Source organism: Mesorhizobium erdmanii USDA 3471 (assembly GCF_000472705.1).
In the GTDB taxonomy this organism is placed as follows: Bacteria; Pseudomonadota; Alphaproteobacteria; order Rhizobiales; family Rhizobiaceae; genus Mesorhizobium; species Mesorhizobium erdmanii.
Genome location: NZ_KI421453.1, coordinates 390364 through 406315 on the forward strand (window position 1 = coordinate 390364; position 15952 = coordinate 406315).

Below are 15952 nucleotides of genomic sequence, written 5' to 3' on the forward strand. Positions count from 1 at the left end.
TGAAAGCGGTGGAGAAAGACAATGCCTGTCAAGATTGATGGTTTTCTGAAGGTTCCCGATATCAAGGGCCCAAGCACCCGCGACGGCCACTCGGACGAGATCGAAATCCATGGCGTCGACTACAAGATGGTCGCGCCGTTTGATCCGAATTCGCTCTCACGCCGTGGCCGCGTGTCCATGGGCATGATCAAGTTCACCAAACACTACGACAAATCCTCGCCCTACCTGGCAAAGGCGTTGTTCGAGAACAAGGCGCTGGATGAAGTGGTGTTCTCCGCACGGCGGACCATCGATGGCGAGACCAAGGATTATCTGGTCGTCACGCTCACCGACGCCTCGATCATGGAATACGACATGTCGCAGGCCGAGGATGAGGAAGACCTGATCCAGGAAGAGGTCAGCTTCGCCTACAAGAAGATCAAGTTCGTCTATGACGGCAATGATGAAGCCGAAATGGATGTCTATGTCGGCAAGTGAGGTTCGGCGGCCCGGCGCGGGCAAGCAGCAGATCGCGGGCGGCCTGCGCGCAAAAAGCGAGGCGGTGCAGCCATCGCTATGGGACCGCCTCGTCAATGACCTGCCGGGCCTGACCTCGGAGATAGACGGGCTGCGCCATGTCCTGGTGGACGAGCTTGGCGCGGACCGTCTCGAAACCCTCGTTGCCGGCAGTGCGCGGACCATCGACGCCGATGCGGAGCTGACGCCCGACCAGAAACGGCGTCTGCATCGCCTGGCCTTTCAGGCCCAGCATCGCACCGAGATCGAAAGCCGTGGTGTGGTGGTGTCGGCCCGCGTGCTCAGGGAGGCGGTGCGGCGCGACATCGAGGCGCTGTTCAACACCGAGCGCTTCGAGGCCACGCCGCTGCTTTCCGACCTGGAAAACGAGCAAGTGGCCGACAATCCACCGTCGCTCGCCGACTTTCCGGAGGTGCGCCGAAGCGTGGTCAATTACGGCGTGCCTTCGTTTTCGGGCCGGTCGTCGCGCGACTTCGACCGCGACGTGCTGGCGCGCGAAATCCGCTCGGTGCTCGCCACCTTCGAGCCCCGCCTCAAGGAAAGCGCGACGAAAGTTACGGTTACGCTGGGCGACAAGACCGTGGGCCTGAAGATCGAGATAGATGCGGTGCTGATCATGACGCCCACGCCGGAACGCATGCGCCTGCGCACCACGATCAATCTCGATAACGGCTTGGCGCGGACCGAAATTAGGGACGCCTGAGATGGATCGGGTTTTCGTCGAATATTACGAGGAGGAACTGACCCATATCCGCGGCCTTGCGGCGGAATTCGCCGACATGCATCCGGCGGTGGCGCGCAACCTTTCCCTCGATACGGTGCCCTGCCCGGACCCTTATGTCGAACGACTGCTGGACGGCGTCGCCTTCCTCGCCGCGCGTACCCGGCTGAAGGTCGACGCCGAGCGCTCGCGATTTTCGCGCAGCGTGCTCGATGTCCTCTATCCCGATCTGGTGACGCCGGCGCCGGCGACGGCGATGGCCGTGCTGAAACCCGGCCAGCAGGTGCAGACCATGCCGGCCGGCCACGTTGTCAAGCGCAACACGCGGCTGGTCTCCAGCCTGCAGCCCGGCCTGTCGACGCGCTGCACTTTCTCCACTGCGCAGGACATGACCCTGTGGCCCATAGCGATCACTTCGGTCAGCTATTTTCAGGATCGCAGCGCGCTGGCGGCGGCCGGCATAGGACCGATCGGCGGTACCGCCGGCGAGGCGGCGCTGCGTCTGGCGCTGACGCGGACCGGAAAGGGAAAACTCGACGAACTGGCGCTCGACCAGCTTGACCTCTATTTTGCCGGACGCACCAAGGCGCCGCTTCTGTTCGACGCGATTTTCGGCGCCTGCGTGGCCATTGGCGCACGCCCGGAAGGCAAGACCAACCGGCTATCGCGCCTGCCGGGACCCGAAATGGTCGGCATCAGCGACGACGAGGCCTTGATGCCGCGTACCCGCCCGACATTCGAAGGCTACCGCCTGCTGCGCGAATATTTCGTCATGCCGGAGCGCTTTCACTATGCGCGGGTCTCGGGGCTGCAGCCGGTGGTGCGTACATGCGAGGGCGGACTCGAAATAATCTTCCTGTTCCGCCGCCCGGCCCCCGAACTCGCCGACCTGACGCCGGCGGATTTCGAACTCTTCGCGACGCCGATCATCAATCTGTTCGAGCGCGAATGCAACGTCGTCGAGCTCGATCAGCGCAAGACGCGGCAGGTGCTGCATGCCGACCGCACGCGAGCACGCGACTTCGAGATCTATCGTGTCCTGCGCGTCGAGGACGCCGACAGTGAAGGCAGCGATGCCGAGATACCGGAGTTGTTCAGCCTCGGGCAAAACCGCGGCAGTGGCTGGGTCTATTCGACGGAGCGGCGGCCAAGGCGGGCAACGGAGGATGAACGCCGCGACGGTCTGACCCGCACATCATACACCGGGGACGATGTTTTCCTGGCCGTGTCCCGGCCGCTTGCAAGTGCCACCAACCGGCAGTTGAAACGTCTCGACATCATGGCACTTTGCACCAACCGCGATCTGCCGATCCTCGATGACAATCCGACCTTGACGCTGGAAGCTGGTGATCCGGTCGAATCCGTTCGGCTGCTCGGTGCGTTGCGTCCGCCGCAGCCGGCCATCCCCGCGGCACTGCCTACCGGGGCCGACGGCGAATCCCGCGCCGATGATCTCGCCTGGCGGCTGGTGGCACAACTGGCGCTCAACTTCCTCAGCCTCGCCAAGGAAGGCCGCGGCGTCGATCCGCTGCATGCGCTGCTCGATCTTTATGCCGACCGCGGCGATCCGAGCCTTGCCCGCAACGTGCATTCGATTGTGCGCATCGACTCGCGACCGGTGATCGAACGGCTGCAGATCGACGGGCCGATGTGCTTCGGGCGTGGCACTGAGGTGACGTTGCATGTCGACCAGTCGGTGCTGGCAGGTCAAAGCACCTTGCTGCTTTCGGCCTTGCTGGCGCGGCTGTTTGCCCGTCATGCCGGAATAAACGGCTTCGTGCGAACGCGCACGCGGCTGCTGCAGAAGCAGGAGGATGTGCCATGGCCGATGACGCCCGGCAATCGCTACCTGATCTAGACAAACCAAACTCCGAGCGGACCGAAGGTCCGTCCGAGGCGTTCGACTTTTTCGAACTGCTGCGCCGTCTCGAACAGCGCAGCGGCCTGTTCGGCCATTCCGGACGCCCCGACCGCGAGCCGGCAAGGCTCGGCCAGCATGTGCGCCTCGCCTTTTCCGCGCGCGACCTGGTGCAATTCCGCGAGGCCAACGACAAGGCGCCGGCCCGGGTCACGGTTGCAAATCTCGGCCTGCTCGGACCCGAGGGCCCGATGCCGCTGCATCTGACGCGCTGGGTGCTCGACCGCCTGTCGCAGCGCTGGTTCGCCGGCGCCGACGCACAGCAGACCAGCGACACGACGTTCGTCGACTTCGTCAACATCCTCCAGCACCGCATGATCGCCCTCTACTACCGCGCCTGGGCGGACGCGCATCCGGCCGTCCAGGTCGAGCGCGCGGTCGGTGGTCGCGTCCGCGCCATGCTTGAAGCGATGGCCGGGATCGGGCTTCCCGGCACCCGGAACCCTGATCTCGACACCGTCAAGCTTCGCCAGGCCGCGTCGCTCGCCAACCAGGTCGACGGTCCGGAACGGCTGACGCTGTTCCTGACGGAGGCATTCAGGGTGCCGGTTCAGATCAAGGAATTCATCGCCGCCTGGATAACAATCCCAGCCGGGCTCCAGACCCGCCTCGCAAAAGCCTATGCGGGGCTCGGCCGGGGGGCGACCATCGGCCCGCGCGTTTTCAACCGCCAAAGCAGGATCGAGCTGCGCGTCGGCCCTCTCGGTCTTGAGGAATTCAAGGCATTCCTGCCGGGAGGTCCGCGCCTTAGACTGTTCAAGCAGGCCGTTCGCGACATGGTCGGGGAATCGCTCGACGTCGACTTGCGCATCGTGCTGGCGCGTGAAGCCGTGCCGCCGCCCCGTATCGGAACGGTCCAGCTCGGCCGGACCGCCTGGCTTGCGCGGCCCGCCGAAAGGGGAGATGCTGACGATCTGCGGCTGCGGACAATTGTCGGATGGCGGCCGGAAATGGCGGGGGTCGCGGCATGAGCCTGCTGCTGACGCTGGAGCAAGGACCACGCACCCAAGCGGTACGGCAGACCCGGCTGGACGAGGGCGAGTTGGTGATCGGCCGAAGCGCGGACGCTGGCTGGCAGATAAACGATCCCGACATGTTCGTCTCCCGCGCTCATTGCAAGATTTCGGGGGGGCGAGACGGATATTTCGTCACCGACACGTCGAGCAGCGGCCTGTTCATAAACGATTCCGACAGCCCGCTCGGGGCCGGCCAGTCGACGCGCCTTCAAAGTGGCATGCGGCTGAGACTTGGCGACTACGTCGTCTATGTCGACCTGCAGGCGCCAATCGCCCAGGCACAAACGGCCAGCCAGCCGATCCCGGACCGCTCACCACCAGCATCGCGGGCACCGATCAGCATCGGCCGTGACGACTTCTTTTCCGCCAAGGTCGAGGAAGAGCCGCGGCGGCCACGTCCGGCCGATCTGCCCAACCCGTTCGAGCAGCCGATTGCGGGCGCGTTCGAGCGTGCCGCCTCCAGCCAGCGCAGTTCGCCGGCTTTCGATGACCCGTTCAGCCTCGATCCGGTTTCGACGCCCGTGTCGAAAGAAGCCGCCCCTTACCCCGAACCCGGCGGCGCGGCGAGCCAGGCAGAGCCGTTCAGCCTCGACCCCACGCCGTCGCTCGGCCGCGGAGCCCAACTTGCTCCTGCAAAGCCGTCCGACTTCAGTGATGATTTTGGTTTCGGACCCGCCGCGGCGACTGGTTCGGCAAACGGGGTCGGCCAGGCCGGACAGCGCGAGCGTATCGCCCAGCGTCCCGGCAATCCCTGGGATTTGCCAGTGCAAGCGGCTGATGGCCCGTCTCCAGCGCGCACGGGTGCCGCTGCCACACCGGCCCGCCCGCCGGCAGCGGCGCAGCCGGGGGACATGGCGCTTCGCTCCGCATTCCTGCGCGGCATGGGCGTCGAGGAAGCCGATTTTCCCGGGCGCGACAGCATCGCGGAAATGGAGAAGTTCGGCCGCGAATACCGGCTGATGATGGAAGGCCTCATGCAGCTTCTGCGCAAGCGGGCCGAGGAAAAGGGAAATGCTCGCGTCGCCCAGACCATGGTCGGGGCTTCCGAAGTCAATCCGCTCAAGTTCCTGCCCTCGGTCGACGACGCCATCGTCACGCTTATCGCCGAGCGCAGCCCAGGATTTCTCGCCGGCGAGCCAGCTATCGCCGACGCGGTGCGCGATCTTGCGCAACATCACGTGCGCGCCTGGCGCGGCGTGCAGGCCGCCTTGCGTCGGATGGTCGACCGTTTTGATCCGGCAGCGATAGAGGAAGAGCTGAAATCGAATTCGGCGATCGGCACGCTGCTTTCGGGCGGGCGCGGCGCCAAGCTGTGGGAACTCTACCAGAAACGCCATCGTGAGATCGCCGAGAGCGCCGAGAAAAGCTTCCTTGGCGAAATCGGCGCTGATTTTCGGGACGCATATGAGGAGGAGTGAGACATGATCGACCGACGCGAATTTATCGTTGCCCTGGGCGCGACAGGCCTGCTTACGGCTTGCCAGAGCGGCCCGCCAAAACCTTCGGTGATTACGATCAACGTGACCGGCGGGGCCGGCATGAACCCAGGACCTGGCGGTGGCGACCGGCCGGTGACGGTCCTCGTCATGCGGCTGCGCAGCACCGGCAAATTCAATTCCGCCGACTACTTTGCCCTGCAGGGTGATGCCGGCTCGGCGCTGGCAGGCGATCTCATCGGATCAGACCAGATCGCCGTCGGGCCCGGAAAATCCGCTTCCAAGACCATCACCGTCGAGCCGGATGCCGCGGCGCTGGGCTTCGTTGCCCTGATTCGCGAGCCCACCGGTAAGAATTGGCGCACCACCAAGTCGGTGTCGTCGGGGTCCAAATTCACGATCAATGTCACGCTTGGCAGCGGCGGTATTTCCGCTTAGCGGCCAGGGCAAGGGGAGCTCAATGCAGAGAGTAGCGGCATGAGCGATGCAAACAGGGTGCTGTGGTCCGAAGGGCTTTTTCTGCGGACCCAGCATTTCCAGCAGCAGGATCGCTTTTTCGAGGCGACTGTGCGCGGCGCGTTGCAGGCCGGGCAACTGCATACGTTCGGCTTTCAACAGCTGACGCTGGACCAGGCGTTGCTCGATGCCGGCCAGGTCGCGATCCTGTCCGCTCGCGGCATCTTCCCGGACGGCACGCCTTTCTCCATCCCAGACATGATGGACGCACCGCGACCGTTGCCGGTTTCCCCAGACACGGGGGCCGGACCGGTGCTGGTCGCCCTGCCGCTAGAGCCCGCCGGTGGTGTCGGCTTCGATCCGGCGCACGCCGCAGCCTCGGGAGCACGCTATCATGGGCGGATCGTTTCGGTACGCGACGCCGTCCAGGGCGGTTCGGATCCTGAAGAAATCGAAATCGCCCGTCCGCAGGCGCTGCTGCTCGCACCCGGCAAATCGGTCGGCGGCTACACGGCCTTGCCGATTGCCGACCTCAAGGGGGTTCGCGCCGATGGCGGCGTCTCACTGGATGAGAGCTTCCTGCCGCCGACACTGGTTACCGGCGCGGTGGCCTGGTATCGGCAATTGCTGCTGGAAGTCGTCACCGGGCTCGACCAGATCGCGGAGGCGCATGGCAAGATGGTCATGGGCGGGCCGGGGCGCAGCGTCGAAGACCTGCTGATGCTCAATCTTGCCAATGCGGCGCGTCCGCGGCTGGCACACATGCTGGCGCAGGATGTCTTCCATCCGGCCGAGCTTTACCTGGAGCTTGCCGGGCTCGCCGGTTCGATGGCGACCTACGGATCGAGCGCGCGGCGGCTGGGCGAGCTGCCGGCGTACGATCATATGGCGCCGGGCCCCGCATACATGGCACTGGCGGATGCGCTGCGCTCGCTCATCCTCAGCCTGCGCTACATCGAGCCGAAATCGCGTGCGCTGCCGGTCATGCGGCATTCGACCAATGTCTGGAAAATCCGCATCGACAATCCGAAGCTGCTGGTCGCCAGCCGCATCGTCATCCGGGTCGGTTCGGAGCTCTCTGAAGACGCACTGCGCAAGATATTCGTCAATCAGGCGACGGTCGGCTCGGCCGACCAGTTCGAAGGCCTGTGGAAATCGCGTTTGCCCGGCATTCCGCTGAAGCCGCTTCACTCCCAGCCGCGCGAAATCCCTTACGACGGCGATCGGCTTTGCCTCGAGCTGGACCAGAAAAGCGAGCATTGGGCATCGCTGCTCGATGCTCCCGGGTTCGTCATCGGCGTTTCGGGCGTATTGCCAAGCGAGCCGCAGGTGGACTGCTATTCGGTGAACAGGTGAGATGATGAGCCGCGATGATCCTTTCGGACTGTCGGAGGATCGCGAACGCACCCGCATACGGCTGACCGGCGCGCCGATGCCGCGGCCGATGGCGCCGCTCCTGCCGGGCGCGGCGATGAAGCGGTCTCGCACCCACCCGAACGCGCTTGTCAACGCATTCGCACCCTTGCTCGAATTCGCGCCCGAGCTTGAAAGCGCGCTGGCGCCGGAGAACCCGGAAGCGTTGCGCACCCGATTGCTCGAAGAACTGGTTCGGGCACGCGACACTGCAATGGCGACGGGGTCCTCGCTGGAGCGGGCCGATCAGGCAGCCTGGGTGGTGGCGGCCTTGCTCGACGATCTCGCCCTGAACACGCCATGGGGCGGCGCCAGCGCCTGGCCGCGCCAGCCGCTCGTGGTCATGCTGCGCGGCGATGTCGATGCCGGCACGCAGTTCTTCACGCGCCTCGACGAACTGGAACGCCATCCCAACCGCGACCGCGAATTGCTGGAGCTGCAGTACGATTGCATGGCGCTCGGCTTCCGCGGCAAATACCGCGTGCCCGGCCGCTCGGGCGATCGGTCGCTCAACGCCGTTCGCGTGGCGGCGGCACGCTTCCTGCGCGATGCCGACGCCGAAGGCGCGCCACTGTCGCCGAACTGGAAGGGTGTGATCGCCTCCGATGAACCACAGCGCTTCATCGTGCCGATCTGGGTCATGGCGCTCGGTGCGGCGGTTGTTGCCACGGCCATCCATATCGGGCTCTCTATGGGATTGAGCAGCCAGGCGGTCGAGCTTTCCGCCCTTGTTCGTGCATTGCCGCCGCCTGAACGCGGCGACATCAGCCGAACGTCGCCCAAGGTGGACGCCCCGCCTCCGGAGAAAGTGGATTTTGCCCTGTTGCCGGAATTCCAGGCCGGGGCGCCGGCCGACCTCAAATCCGCCCTCAGCGGCACCGAGAGCGTTTCGCTGGCCAAGCTGATCATCCAGGCCTCCAACCCCGAACTGTTCCAGTCGTCGCGGCCAGAATTGACCGACGGCTTCGAGCCGCTGATCGGTTCGATCGCCAAGGTGATCCTCGCCAATCAGGAATTGATCGGGAACGTAACGGTGATCGGCCATACGGACGGCGTTCCGCTGCAGAAGACCAATCCGCTGTCGACCAACCAGCGGCTGTCGGAGGCACGCGCCCAGACGATTGCCGACATGCTGGTCCAGAACGGGGTGCCGCAGGACCGCGTGCATTCCGAGGGCCGTGCGGCCACCGACCCGGTGGCCAGCGACAGCACGCGCGAGGGGCGAGCCTTGAATCGCCGCGTCGAGGTGCTCGTCGAAAAGAGGCTGTGAGATGTTCATACTGCGCTTCCTCTGGGCGGTTTTGACATCGCGCTGGCTGTGGACGCTGATCGGCATCACACTGCTTTCCCTGGTCATCTGGGTGTTCGGTCCGATCGTCAGGGTCGGTCCCTACGAGCCATTCACCTCCGAGAATGTGCGCATCGTCATCATCGCGCTGCTGGTCATCTTCTGGCTGATCTGGCTGATCGTCGCCCAGCGCCGGGCGATCCGCGCCAACCGCATGTTCGTCGCCGAGATCGCGGCGCCCGTGGCCGAAAAGCCGCTCAGCCCCGGCGAAGAGAACGTCGCCGCCGTGGGTGCCAAATTCGCCGAGGTGATGGCCGAACTGAAGCGCCGCAAGCTCGGCGGACGCAAATTCCTGCGCGAGATGCCGTGGTACGTGATCGTCGGGCCACCGGCCACCGGCAAGACCACGGCCTTGCGCCAGTCCGGACTGAATTTTCCGATCGACCTCACGGATGATCTGCAAGGGGTCGGCGGCACGCGCAACTGCGACTGGTTCTTTTCCGAGAACGCGGTCCTGATCGACACCGCCGGCCGCTATGTCCAGCAGGAGAGCCAGCCCGACGTCGATGCGGCCGAATGGCTGGGCTTTCTCGATCTTCTGAAGAAGCATCGCGGCCGCCGTGCGCTCAACGGCGTGATCGTCGCGCTGTCGATCGACGTGCTTTCGGAGGGCGACGAAGCCATCAAGGCGCATGGCCGCAAGATTCGCCGCCGGCTGGCCGAACTCAATGACCGGCTCGAAATCCGCCTTCCGGTCTATCTGATGCTGACCAAGGCCGATCTGATCAAGGGTTTCGAGGCTTTCTTCGGCGGCCTGTCGACCGCTTCGCGCGAACAGGTCTGGGGAACGACCTTCGCGCTGGATGCGCGCGTCGACGCCAAGACCATCGAACGGGAAATTTCAACGCTGGCGACGGAACTGGAGCGGCGGCTGGTGCCGCGGCTGGAAGACGAGGACAAGCTCGCCGCCCGCGCCGAGATCTTCAGGTTTCCAGCCCAGCTGTCCAGCCTGTCCGAGCCGATCCAGGTGCTGGTCGAGGCGATGTTCGGCGAAAGCCGGTACGAAGAGGCCGCCTGGCTGCGCGGCCTCTATCTGACTTCGGCGACGCAGGAAGGGGCGCCCATCGACCGGCTGACCGCGGCGCTGTCGTCGTCCTTCGGCCTGCCGCCACGGCGGGCCTTGCCCGCGCCAAGGGTCGAGAAACGCAGCTTCTTCCTGAAGAACCTGCTCACCGAAGTCATCTTCAAGGAAGCCGGTCTCGGCACGTTCGATCCGCTGGCGCAACGCCGGCGCGCCTGGATATGGCGCGGTGCCGCGGCCGCATGCGCGGCTGCGGCGTTGCTGGCCGGCGGCTTGTTCACCTGGTCCTATTTTGATAACCGCAACGCGATCACGGCTCAGGCAAGCCAGTTCGAAGCGCTGCAAACGCCGCTGACCTCCGCCGCCGCAAGCCCGGCATCGGTGCAACAGCCTGCCATCGACGGCGCGCTCGAAGCCATGGCCGCGGTCGCAAGCGCCCGGACGCCACCGCCGGGCGCGCCCCAGGATCTGTTAGGCCCATCCGCCTCGGCCGAAATGGTGCGGGCGCAGACCGACACCTACCACCACGCTTTGCGCAACGTGCTCGAGCCACGCATGGTCGCGCTGCTCGAGGCGACCATGTGGCGGCAGATCCGCGATCCGGATTTCATGCTCGGCGCGCTGAAGACCTACCGCATGATGACGGGCCTGTCGCAGATGGACCCCGATTTCGCCCAGAATTGGTGGGTGAACAGCCTGCCCGAATTCGCGGCCGCGGCACCATTTCCCACCGCCGATGCCGAAGAGCATCAGCTTGCCGCCATCCGCCGCATGGCGGTCGACGAAAGCTATGTCGCGCCCGACCAGGCGCTGGTCGCCGAAGCGCTGAAAACGGTGTGCACGATCTCGTTGCCGGCGCGGGCCTACAAGCAGTTGCTGGCCGATCCGGCTGTGGCCGGGCTCAAGGAGTGGATCCCGGCCAATTTCGCCGGCCCCAATGGCGGCAAGGTCTTTGCACGGCGTTCCGACAAGACGCTGCGCGTCGGCATTTCCGGAGCCTTCACCTATGCCGGCTTCCACGATGCCATTCTCGACCGCATCGACGATGTCGCCGCCCAGGCGGCCCTCGATCGTGCGGTCTTTGCCGGCGGCTGCTCGGAGAATTCCGAGACCTCCGTCTCGGCGCTATCCGAGGATATTCTGAAGCTTTACTATGACGACTACATCGCGCAATGGGACAGCTTCCTGCGCGATATGCGGCTTGCGCCATTGACCGATCTCAATGTCGCCAGTGAAAATCTGAAGGATCTCTCGAGCGCCGATTCAGCGCTGAAGCGGCTGCTGACGGCGGTTGTCCAAGAGACCGAACTGACGCGATCCGACGAGGCGCCCGCCGACGACAAGGCGGCAGCCAAGGGCGCTTCGAAACTGCTCGGCAAGCTTGGCAAACTCGGCAAGCTGGCGACATCAGGTGCGAAACTGCTTCCCCGCGCCGGGTCAGCCACGGAGGTGGACCTGACCGGCAACCTGGTGGCCGTACATTTCAAGCCGCTGAAGAGTACCATTGCCGAGGTCGACGGCCAGCCACCGGCGCTTGATGCCGCCGTTGTCGCGCTGACCGCGCTTTCGAATGTCCTGCAGACGGTCACCGCGAACCCCAATCCGCAGGATGCCATCAAGAAGCAGGGTGGCCTTGCCGAGCTGACGGGCGCGGTCGCCAGGCAGGCGCAGATCCTGCCCGACCCCATAAACGTCTGGCTCAGCGGAATTGCCGGGGACACCAGCAATTTGACGCAGAAGGCGGTCACTTCGGAGCTCAACGCAATCTGGCGCGCCGACATACTGCCTTTCTGCCAGGCAGCGCTGAACGACCGCTACCCATTCAGCCCCGACAGCGCGGTGGACGTCAATGTGCGTGATTTCGCCCGCCTGTTCGGACCGGCCGGGCTGATCGACGGTTTCATCAACGACCACCTCATCAACTATGTCGACACCACCAGCCAGCCATGGAAATGGCGGGCCGATTTCGGCCTCGATCCTTCGGCGCTGGCGGCGTTCGAGCAGGCCAGGCATATCCGCGACGATCTCTTTCCCGGTGGTACCGGACCGGTGATGAGCTTCACGCTCGAACCGAAGGACCTTTCTCCCAACGTTACGCGCGTGACGCTCAATCTCGATGGCCAGACGCTCGTCTATTTCAACAACGCGACGCGGCCGCAGCCGATGACATGGCCCGGCAAGGACGGCACCGGGGTCATCTCGCTCGCCTTCCAGCCGATCGACGGATCACCCGAAATCATGCTCAACGAAACCGGCAGCTGGGCCTGGCTGAGGATGCTGCGCGCCGGTCGTTTCGCCGCCACGTCGCTGTCCGATGTCTACAGCCTGCGCCTGGGCACGAAAGGCATGTGGGCCGATTTCGAGCTCAAGGCCGCCAGCGTCGAGAACCCCTACAATCTGGAAATGTTCAAGAAATTCTCATGTCCGCCGCAGATATGACCTTGCCCGGCTTCTACGGCAAAATACCGGCCACCGGCGATTTCGTGACGCGGCGGCTGTCGGGCGAATTTGTCCGCGGCTGGGACCGCTGGCTGGCGCAGCATATCGTTCCGCTGTTTGGCTCGGAATTCTGGCCAAGCACAACGGCGCTGCGCTTTCTGGCTGGCCCGTCTTCCTTCGGCGCATCGGCAGGCATCATCGTTCAAAGCGCGGACAGGGTCGGGAGGAAATTTCCTTTGAGCGTCGTCGCGCAGCTTGCCGAGGCTTCCGTTCAACTAGCCGACGCCGACGCGTGGTTCTCCGGGATCGAAGAGGCGGCCTTCGCCGCCCAGAACGGCGAGCTGACGCCAGACGAACTGGATGCCGCGCTGGCCGGACTGCCGGTGCCATCAGTCGAGCCGGGCGACGAGGTCATTGGCGACATGGTGATGTGGACAGCTCGTTCGGACATTTTCGACATCGATCCGCAATCGCCGCAAACGACGCTGGAACAGATCCTCACCGCCAGTTGGGAGACCAACTGATGCAGATCTGGAATCAGATGGGCTATCCGCACCAATTCACCATGGGCATGGACAAGGCTGGCCATGAGTGGATCGTCGTGGTTGTCAAAGGCACCTTTGATTTTCCGGCGACGCCGAGCGCACGGGTGCAGAAATCGGCCGAGCAGGTTCCATTGGTCATGGCCGACACACAGACCGGCGTGCCCGGCTACTCGGCCACGCTCTGGGAGACCGACTTCGCCTTCCGCAAACCGCGCTGCGATGTGATCGCCAATGGCTGCGCCTACGCGCCGGGCGGGCGCCCGGCCGAGCGCGTGCCGGTCGGCATCAAGGTTGGCAATTGGTCGAAACTGTTCGAGGTCGTCGGCCACCGGGAATGGCGCTCCATCGGCCCGGTTTTTACCGCCACAGCGCCGCAACCCTTCCTGAAGCTGCCCATCTCCTATGACGTCGCGTGGGGCGGTGTCGACAGGCTGGACCCGGAGGACAAGCTGCCGGCCAGCTACAAGTACAATCCGGTCGGAACCGGCTGGTCGCGCACCAGGAACCAGCGCCTGATCCCTGGCCTCCGTCTGCCGAACACCCAGGCGGTCGGCGAAGAGATCCGCTCGCCCTTCGGCGACTACAAGCCGATGAGTTTTGGCCCGATGGGTCGTGGTTGGCCTGGACGGATCGAATATGGCGGCACCTACGACCAGAACTGGATCGACAATGTCTTCCCGTTCCTGCCGGCGGATTTCGACGAGCGCTATTATCAGATGGCGCCCCCGGACCAGCAGATCGACCTGCCGCGCGGCGGCGAGGAGGTCACGCTTATCAACCTAACGCCGGAAGGCCGCGTTTCCTTTCGCCTGCCAATGACCGCCCTGCCAATGACCTTGTTCAAGGGGCGCGAAAAAGCTTACGAAACCAATGCGCTGCCCGACACGATCCTGTTCGACCCGGAACACCGCCGCTTCTCTCTCGTGTGGCGTATCTCTCAACGCCTAGACCGAACCATTCTCGATTTTGCCGACTGCTGGGTCGGCCCGCCGACACGCGGCATGGAACGCGCGCGGGCAACGGGCAAGGAGTATATCCGTACACACGCAGTGCCGTTCAAAGACGCTGAGACGGAGTCGGCATGAACCTCCACATCGTCTCGACTGGCATGGTGACGGCGGTCGGTCTCGACGCACCGTCTAGCTGTGCGGCGATGCGGGCAAGGCTGGATGGATTTCGGGAAACCCGCTTCCTCGGCCTCGACAGCAATTGGCTGATCGGCGCCCCGGTGCCGCTGCCCCGCCTGTGGATCGGTCAGAAGCGGATGGTGCGTCTTGCTGCAGGGGCGATGCTGGACGCGCTCGCCGCCGCACCGGGCGCGGAGGACGACCTGGTCCTCCTTCTTTGCCTCGCCGAAGACACCCGCCCCGGTCGTCCGGTGACCGATCCGGAAGCCTTCCTGCGTGACCTTGCCGCCATCGTCGACTTGCCAGTTCGCACCCGAACCCAAATGATCGCCCATGGGCGCCCGTCAGGTTTTGTGGCGCTCGATCGCGCCCGCAAATTGCTGACCGATGGCACGGCGGGCCATGTCCTGATCCTTGGTGTCGACAGCTACCTGACCATTGCGGGCATCACTCACTATCTAGACGCGCAGCGGTTGCTCGGCGCCGAGAACCCCAATGGGTTCATCCCCGGCGAAGCGGCGGCGGCTGTTCTGGTCGGCCGAAGTGGCGCGTTGCGCCTGACTGGGCTCGGCCTCGCCCGCGAACCAGCCTTCATCTATAACGGTCTCGGCGAAGAGGGTACGCACCTGCCTCTGCGCGGCGACGGGATGACGGCGGCCTACAAGGCGGCGATGGATGCGGCCAATGTCGATCTGGCGCATGTCGAATACCGGATCGGCGACCTTATCGGTGAGCAATTCTTCTTCAAGCAATCGACGCTCGCGAGCCTCCGCCTGGAACGCGGACGGACCGCGTTTCAGGACTTCTGGAGCCCAGGCGAGAACCTCGGCAATGTCGGCGCGGCGGTTGTGCCGGCGATGCTCGGCATGGCGCTGACCGCGGCGGTCAAAGGCTATGCCCCAGGCACCCCGGTACTGATAGAGGCGTCGGGCGACGACGGCGCTTGCGGGGCAGCAGTCCTGCACGATGTCCAGCCCTCCGTTGCGAGGAGGGCCGCCTGATGTCGGGCGTCTTCGCTAACGGGCTGGAAATATCCGGCAAGGCGGTGCAGGCGCAGACGATCGCCGCCATGCCCGACGTCTGCTTCACGCCGCCGGAAAATCCCGCGACGCCGCCCGGCGTGCCGGTCCCCTATCCGAGCTTCGGCATGGCTTCGGACACCGAAAGCGGCACAGGCACCGTTTTTATCGGCGGCGAGACTGTCAATATCAAGAACAAGTCCGACGAGTCGAAGACTTCCGGTACCGAGGCTGGGTGCGCAGCAAAGAAGGGCGTCATCACTTCGAAGAACACCGGCAAGAAATATTTCAATTCCTGGTCGAATGACGTGAAATTCGACGGCGAGCCAGTGATCCGGTTCAGCGACCTGGCGACGCACAACCACGCGTCGCCGATCGGGAATACAGGACCCTGGCCGGAAATCTGCAAGGCGAACCCGGCGGTCATGGTATGCGCCAAGATACTGAACAAGATCGGGATGCAGATCCACGTCCACGGCGAGTCGCCCTGTGAAAGTCCGGACGAGTCCGAGCACTATTTCGAAAACCAGATGATGCAGACCAAACGGAAGGATGGCACGAACTACAAGCCATGGAAGAATTACACCACAGCCGGCGCGCCGTGCGTTTGCATGCAATCCTGGCACGAGGACGATCATTCTAAGCCAGCAGGCGCAGATGGGCCGAAGAGGGGAACGCCGCACAACAAGAAGACCACCGCGATGCGGGATTTCCTGGAGAAGAACGATACTCCGACGCTGGGCACTGCGGTCGACAAGACAAAAGCAGCCTACCGCGCCCACGATCCACGGATAAAAAAGCTGAAGCCGAACGAGAAGCAGGATGAGGCGCTGGACTGTATGGAAACCATTCTGATGGCCTACCTGCAGGCGGTGGCTGAACCGGTTAAGGATCCAAAGGCACCGGGCGGAAAACGGCAGCCCACCAAGACCGAAATGAGGGCCACGAAACTCCGGGTCAATTCGTACTAGGGAGAC

General features: G+C 64.4%; 13 protein-coding genes. All 13 read left to right on the forward strand.

The annotated features are described in order from the left end of the window. Positions 1–21: 21 nt before the first annotated feature. Genes A3AU_RS0129265 through A3AU_RS01000000136275 form a run of 13 tightly spaced genes read left to right on the forward strand, consistent with a single transcriptional unit; the run spans position 22 to position 15946 of the window. A complete protein-coding gene (locus tag A3AU_RS0129265; RefSeq protein WP_027056063.1) occupies positions 22–477 on the forward strand; it encodes an Hcp family type VI secretion system effector in 456 nt (151 codons plus the stop codon). Further along, on the forward strand, positions 464–1219 hold the full coding sequence (gene tssE / locus A3AU_RS0129270; RefSeq protein ID WP_027056064.1) for a type VI secretion system baseplate subunit TssE: 756 nt from the start codon (positions 464–466) through the stop codon (positions 1217–1219). The genes A3AU_RS0129265 and tssE overlap by 14 nt, the downstream gene beginning before the upstream one ends. Before the next feature lies 1 nt (position 1220). Continuing rightward, the gene (gene tssF, locus A3AU_RS0129275) at positions 1221–3095 is read left to right on the forward strand and encodes a type VI secretion system baseplate subunit TssF (RefSeq protein ID WP_027056065.1); all 1875 of its coding nucleotides are present in this window, start codon (positions 1221–1223) and stop codon (positions 3093–3095) included. Beyond that, entirely contained in the window at positions 3059–4126 is a 1068-nt protein-coding gene (gene tssG / locus A3AU_RS0129280) for a type VI secretion system baseplate subunit TssG (RefSeq protein WP_027056066.1), read from the forward strand. The genes tssF and tssG overlap by 37 nt, the downstream gene beginning before the upstream one ends. Beyond that, the gene (tagH, locus tag A3AU_RS0129285) at positions 4123–5589 is read left to right on the forward strand and encodes a type VI secretion system-associated FHA domain protein TagH (protein WP_027056067.1); all 1467 of its coding nucleotides are present in this window, start codon (positions 4123–4125) and stop codon (positions 5587–5589) included. The genes tssG and tagH overlap by 4 nt, the downstream gene beginning before the upstream one ends. A gap of 3 nt (positions 5590–5592) precedes the next feature. Next, the gene (gene tssJ / locus A3AU_RS0129290; protein ID WP_027056068.1) at positions 5593–6045 is read left to right on the forward strand and encodes a type VI secretion system lipoprotein TssJ; all 453 of its coding nucleotides are present in this window, start codon (positions 5593–5595) and stop codon (positions 6043–6045) included. Between the two features lie 39 nt (positions 6046–6084). Continuing rightward, positions 6085–7419 (forward strand): type VI secretion system baseplate subunit TssK, encoded by a 1335-nt coding sequence (tssK, locus tag A3AU_RS0129295; RefSeq protein ID WP_027056069.1) that lies wholly within the window; start codon positions 6085–6087, stop codon positions 7417–7419. A 4-nt stretch (positions 7420–7423) separates the two neighbouring features. Then, positions 7424–8746, forward strand: coding sequence for a type IVB secretion system protein IcmH/DotU (gene icmH, locus A3AU_RS0129300; protein ID WP_027056070.1), 1323 nt, complete (start codon positions 7424–7426; stop codon positions 8744–8746). A 1-nt stretch (position 8747) separates the two neighbouring features. Further along, entirely contained in the window at positions 8748–12284 is a 3537-nt protein-coding gene (tssM, locus tag A3AU_RS0129305; protein ID WP_027056071.1) for a type VI secretion system membrane subunit TssM, read from the forward strand. Beyond that, positions 12266–12808: a type VI secretion system-associated protein TagF gene (gene tagF / locus A3AU_RS0129310; RefSeq protein WP_027056072.1), complete on the forward strand. Its 543-nt coding sequence runs from the start codon at positions 12266–12268 to the stop codon at positions 12806–12808. The genes tssM and tagF overlap by 19 nt, the downstream gene beginning before the upstream one ends. Then, positions 12808–13914 (forward strand): DUF2169 family type VI secretion system accessory protein, encoded by a 1107-nt coding sequence (locus A3AU_RS0129315; protein ID WP_027056073.1) that lies wholly within the window; start codon positions 12808–12810, stop codon positions 13912–13914. The genes tagF and A3AU_RS0129315 overlap by 1 nt, the downstream gene beginning before the upstream one ends. Positions 13915–13937: 23 nt before the next feature. Further along, complete coding sequence (locus tag A3AU_RS01000000136270) at positions 13938–14957, forward strand: 3-oxoacyl-ACP synthase (RefSeq protein ID WP_245235595.1); 1020 nt, start codon at positions 13938–13940, stop codon at positions 14955–14957. Then, positions 14957–15946: a DUF4150 domain-containing protein gene (locus tag A3AU_RS01000000136275; protein WP_032918332.1), complete on the forward strand. Its 990-nt coding sequence runs from the start codon at positions 14957–14959 to the stop codon at positions 15944–15946. The genes A3AU_RS01000000136270 and A3AU_RS01000000136275 overlap by 1 nt, the downstream gene beginning before the upstream one ends. The last annotated feature ends 6 nt before the right edge of the window (positions 15947–15952 follow it).